The sequence below is a fragment of the uncultured Streptococcus sp. genome (genome assembly GCF_905372115.1).
Lineage (GTDB): Bacteria > Bacillota > Bacilli > Lactobacillales > Streptococcaceae > Streptococcus.
In genome coordinates, this window is record NZ_CAJPNR010000073.1 from 1 (window position 1) to 4,911 (window position 4,911).

General features: G+C 43.4%; 5 protein-coding genes. 3 read left to right on the plus strand and 2 right to left on the minus strand.

Annotation, left to right across the window (positions count from 1 at the left end; genetic code table 11):
- Window positions 1-659, minus strand: a 659-nt coding sequence (locus tag QZ169_RS11350; RefSeq protein WP_295507127.1) for an ABC transporter ATP-binding protein, incomplete at its 3' end; no start/stop codon positions are given.
- A 74-nt stretch (window positions 660-733) separates the two neighbouring features.
- Here QZ169_RS11350 and QZ169_RS11355 point away from each other — a divergent pair.
- Window positions 734-1,858 (plus strand): AI-2E family transporter, encoded by a 1,125-nt coding sequence (locus tag QZ169_RS11355; protein ID WP_295507128.1) that lies wholly within the window; start codon window positions 734-736, stop codon window positions 1,856-1,858.
- Between the two features lie 151 nt (window positions 1,859-2,009).
- The gene (locus tag QZ169_RS11360; RefSeq protein WP_295507130.1) at window positions 2,010-3,350 is read left to right on the plus strand and encodes a hemolysin family protein; all 1,341 of its coding nucleotides are present in this window, start codon (window positions 2,010-2,012) and stop codon (window positions 3,348-3,350) included.
- Between the two features lie 366 nt (window positions 3,351-3,716).
- Here QZ169_RS11360 and treR read toward each other — a convergent pair whose 3' ends face one another.
- Window positions 3,717-4,430, minus strand: coding sequence for a trehalose operon repressor (gene treR / locus QZ169_RS11365; RefSeq protein ID WP_295507134.1), 714 nt, complete (start codon window positions 4,428-4,430; stop codon window positions 3,717-3,719).
- A gap of 188 nt (window positions 4,431-4,618) precedes the next feature.
- Between treR and QZ169_RS11370 the strand changes: the two genes are divergently transcribed.
- Window positions 4,619-4,911 (plus strand): PTS transporter subunit EIIB (locus QZ169_RS11370; RefSeq protein ID WP_295507132.1); only part of this gene is annotated, 293 nt, incomplete at its 3' end.

Consider the following 4,911-nt stretch of genomic DNA (forward strand, 5'->3'; position numbering starts at 1 on the left):
CCTTCTTTCAGGAGCAGGACATGATCCATAGCTTCAGTAATTTCTTCTACATGGTGGGTGACATAGAGGATGGTTGGAGCTTGGTCCATCTGTGTAATCTTACCAATCTGATCCAGCAGGCGCTCTCGGGCAAAGAGATCCAGACCGCTGGTCGCTTCGTCTAGGATAAGCAATTCCGGCTTTTCCATGAGACTGCGCGCAATTAGCAAGAGCTGCTTTTCCCCTTGAGACAGACTGATGTAGCTTCGGCCAATCAATTCTTGCCCGCCAATGGAAGCCAGCATTTCCCTAGCTTGGTTCAGCTCAGTTTGCCCGTAAGGAGCGTAGAGAATACTGCTTTTATACTTGCCTGTCAGGACGATTTCTTCAGATGTGAGGCGGCTGGGCAGGCGTTCAGCAATGAAGGAGCCGACTACTCCAATCCTAGTTCGCAGCTGAGGAATGTCGCTGGCACCAAATTCCGTACCCAGAACTGTCACCTTGCCCTTAGTCTTCCAATGTTCAGCCATGAGCAGGCGCAGAAGAGTAGACTTTCCTGAACCGTTGAGACCGAGAATAGCCCAATGCTGCCCCTTTTCCACCTGCCAGTTGAGATCTTTTAAGATGGTTCGGCCTTGTTTAGCCAAGCTTACATTTTCCAGTTCGATAATCTTTTCCATTTTTACTCTTTCTTTCGTTAAATCTCCTTTATTATAACAAAATTTATGGTAAAATAACTGATAGGAGGAGTCAAATGTTTCATAAAAGTAAGCTGATGTTTTGGACCAGTGAGGTCCTTTTGCTAACGATTATCTTCTTTATCTGGCGCCAGATGGGGGATATGATAACCCCGATTGTTAGCGTTGTGAATACAATCTTGATTCCCTTTCTTGTGGGAGGATTCCTTTACTATATTACGAATCCGCTGGTGAAATTTCTCCAGGAAAAGCTCAAAATCAATCGAATGATTGGGATTCTGATTACGCTCAGCCTTTTGTTTGGCTTGATTGCTTTGGGCGTTATTTACCTCTTGCCGATTTTGATTAATCAGCTGAGCAGCTTGATTAATTCAACTCAAGGGCTTTATTGGGAAATTCAAAGTTTTGTCAATCAATTATCTAAAAATCCGCTCTTTCGAAATCTGAATATCCAGTCCATCATCCAGCAGCTCAACCTGTCTTATGTGGACATTCTTCAGAATATCCTTAACAGTGTGACCAACAGTCTGGGAAGTGTTCTGTCAGCAGTTGTCAATACGCTGATGATTTTAATTATGACGCCGATTTTCTTGGTTTATTTCCTCATGGACGGCCATAAGCTTTTGCCCATGCTGGAGCGGACAGTCCTCAAGCGCGATAAACTCAATATCTCCAGCTTGTTGACCAATCTTAATGCTACTGTTGCCCGCTATATCAGTGGAATTTCAATCGATGCCCTGATTATCGGCGCTCTGGCTTATATTGGCTATAGCGTAATTGGACTCAAGTACGCTTTGGTCTTTGCTATTTTCTCCAGTCTTGCTAATCTGATTCCTTATGTAGGACCGAGTATCGGCTTGATTCCCATGGTCATTACGTATGCCTTTACCGATCCTCAGAAGATGGTGGCGGCCTTGATTTACATGCTGATTATCCAGCAGGTAGATGGGAATATCCTCTATCCCCGTATCGTTGGTGGTGTGATGAAAGTCCATCCCATTACTATCATGGTGCTCTTGCTTCTATCCAGCAATATCTATGGCGTTCTAGGGATGATTGTGGCAATCCCGACCTATTCTATCCTCAAAGAAATCGCCAAGTTCTTGGCCAATCTCTATGACAATCACAAGGATGCCCAGCAGCAGAAGAAGAACGAAGAATTTGGGATTATTAATAAATAAGGATGAGTTTGGTAATCGATTGATTCCAGAGTCTCGAGACTAGAAAATAAGACGGAAGAAGGGCCTTCCGTCTTATTTTCATTTCCTGTGCACTAAATTTAAAAATATGATATAATCAGATTTACTTATACATTTCGAGGAGAAAGAATCAATGGAAGACCCTGGCAGTCAGAATATGTTATGGCAAGCCTTACTATTGTTTATATTGACTTTGTTAAATGCCTTTTTCTCAGCTGCTGAGATGGCAATGGTATCGCTCAATCGGGCGCGTGTGGAGCAAAAGGCTGAAGAGGGCGACCTCAAGTATATCCGGCTCTTAGCTGTCTTGGAAAGCCCCAATAACTTCTTATCAACTATTCAGGTTGGGATTACGGTTATCAATATCCTGTCTGGGGCCAGCTTTGCGGATAATCTGGGAAAACTTTTCTCTTCTTGGATGGGAAATTCCGAGACTGCACGTGCTATCGGAACTTTCTTGGCTCTGATTTTGCTGACATATATTTCAATTGTTTTGGGTGAGCTTTATCCTAAGCGTATTGCCATGAACCTGAAAGACAATCTAGCTGTGCGGACTGCACCGGTCATTATCTTTGTTGGCAAGATTGTCAGCCCCTTCGTCTGGTTGCTGTCAGCATCAACCAACCTGCTGAGCCAGTTAACCCCGATGAAGTTTGATGATGCAGACGAAAAGATGACCCGGGACGAGATTGAGTATATGCTGACCAAGAGTGAGGAGACCTTGGATGCGGACGAGATTGAGATGCTGCAGGGGATTTTCTCTCTGGATGAGCTGATGGCGCGTGAACTGATGGTGCCACGGACGGATGCCTTTATGGTAGACATTCAGGACGACACCAAGGAAATCATCGAAAGCATCCTCAAGCAGAGCTTCTCGCGGATTCCTGTCTATGATGGGGATAAGGACAATGTCATTGGACTGATTCATACCAAGCGACTGCTTAATGAAGGATTCATCAATGGTTTTGACAATATCGTTCTGCGCAAGATCCTGCAGGAGCCGCTCTTTGTACCGGAAACCATGTTTGTCGATGATTTGCTCAAGGAGTTGCGTAACACGCAAAATCAAATGGCGATTCTCTTAGATGAGTATGGCGGTATGGCTGGTCTGGTTACACTTGAAGATCTCTTGGAGGAGATTGTTGGTGAGATCGACGATGAGACTGACAAGGCTGAAATCGAAGTCCATGAAATCGGCGAGAATACCTACATCGTATTAGGAACCATGACCCTCAATGACTTTAATGAATACTTTGAAGTCGAAATCGAAAGCGATGATGTGGATACGATAGCTGGTTATTACTTGACTTGTGTGGGGACTATTCCAGACCCGAAAGAACGCATTAGTTACGAAGTCGAAAGTCAGAATAAGCTACTCATTTTGACCAATGACAAGGTTAAAAATGGCCGTGTCACGAAAGTTAAGGTTGAAATTTCTGACATTATTGAAGAAGCAGAAAAGGCTGAGAAATAAACTCAGCCTTTTAAGTTTCCTTCAAGTTTTTTATAAGTCTGCCTTAAGTTTCTGGGATTATACTAATACCATCAAAATAGAAATGAGGACAGTCCAATGACATCTAAAGTTACCCTATATGATAAGCAAGTATTGACATTCTCACAGGCGCAAAAGTAGGAAAGGAAGTAATAAGAATCAGTAAATTTTAAAAAGCAGCAGAAACCCTTAACTAATTTTTTCATATAAATCTCCTAAAACAAGTATAAAGAAATTTTGAGGCTCTTTGTCGCTCCAAAACAAGGCAGCCTTAGACTACTCATAAAAGAAACCACCTCTGCCAGTTGGAAGACAGGGGTGGTTTTGTGATCTGGATGGAACTCAAGGTTATTCTTTCTGACGTTTAGCAAAATCCACAAAGCGAAATTTGTCTAGCTTGTGACGGCTCTCGGTATATTGAAACTGGCGGCCGTCTGCCAGATAGACCTGAGATTTGACAGAGACGACCTGCTGGTCCTTACCTAGGTCCATGAGAATCTTGTCTCGGTCATTGGCGTGGTCAATGGTAAATTCCTTCTTGGCATAAGCGATATTGAGCTTTAAATCATTTTCCAAATAGGCATAAATGGACTGCTCAGCGATTTCCCTTGTCAAGTCAGGGACGATACCCTTGTCTAAATAGTCAATATCTAAGACAGAGGCGATTTGGTCTACAACGCGCTGACGGACGATTCGCCAAACCAGTCGGTAGGGAGGGAAGCCAGTGATGTCGGATAGTTTCTGATCTACGGTAATCTTTTCCAAGCTGACAACATTGGTTTTGGACTGCATATTATTCTGCTTGACTACTTCTTGATAGCTGGTCAGCTTAGACACAGGAAAGTCAAACTGTTCATGCTTGATGACTTTGGAACCCTGTCCGCGGACTTTTTCAATCAATCCTTCTTCCTGTAGCAGGGCCAGAGCCTTGCGGACTGTGTCGCGGCTGACCTGATAGTCTTCCGTCAGCTGATGCTCGCTGGGCAAGAAGTCTCCGACTGCATAACGTTCCTCTAAAATATCTTTCTCAATCTGTTTGAATAATTGTTTGTATTTCTTCATCATAAACCCCACTTGTTTTCTTTTTTGCATACAACCTAGAAAATTTTATCAAAAATGAGGGCTTTTTTCAACAAACAACTCGCCTACATCTTTGAAATCGATTACAATAATTTGTAGGAGTGTGTTGAAAAACTGACTCGTAAAAAAATATAAGGAGAGTGCTGGATTCTCATTCAGCCAGTAGTCAAATGGGAAAATTTGAGAAGGAAGCCAAAGATCTGCTAGATGCAATCGGCGGCAAAGAGAATGTCACAGCAGTTAGCCACTGCGCAACGCGGATGCGCTTTGTACTTGGCGACGGTAAAAAGGCTAACGTCAAGGCCATTGAGGCCATCCCAGTGGTCAAGGGAACATTCACAAATGCTGGGCAATTCCAAGTCATCATCGGAAACGATGTGCCCATCTTTTACAATGACTTCACTGCTGTTTCAGGTATTGAGGGAGTATCAAAAGAAGCAGCCAAGTCTGCTGCTAAGAGCAA

Coding starts and splice junctions, on each gene's coding strand:
- QZ169_RS11355 (WP_295507128.1), top strand. CDS start 734: ATGTTTCATAAAAGTAAGCTGATGTTTTGGACCAGTGAGGTCCTTTTG.
- QZ169_RS11360 (WP_295507130.1), top strand. CDS start 2,010: ATGGAAGACCCTGGCAGTCAGAATATGTTATGGCAAGCCTTACTATTG.
- treR (WP_295507134.1), bottom strand. CDS start 4,430: ATGAAGAAATACAAACAATTATTCAAACAGATTGAGAAAGATATTTTA.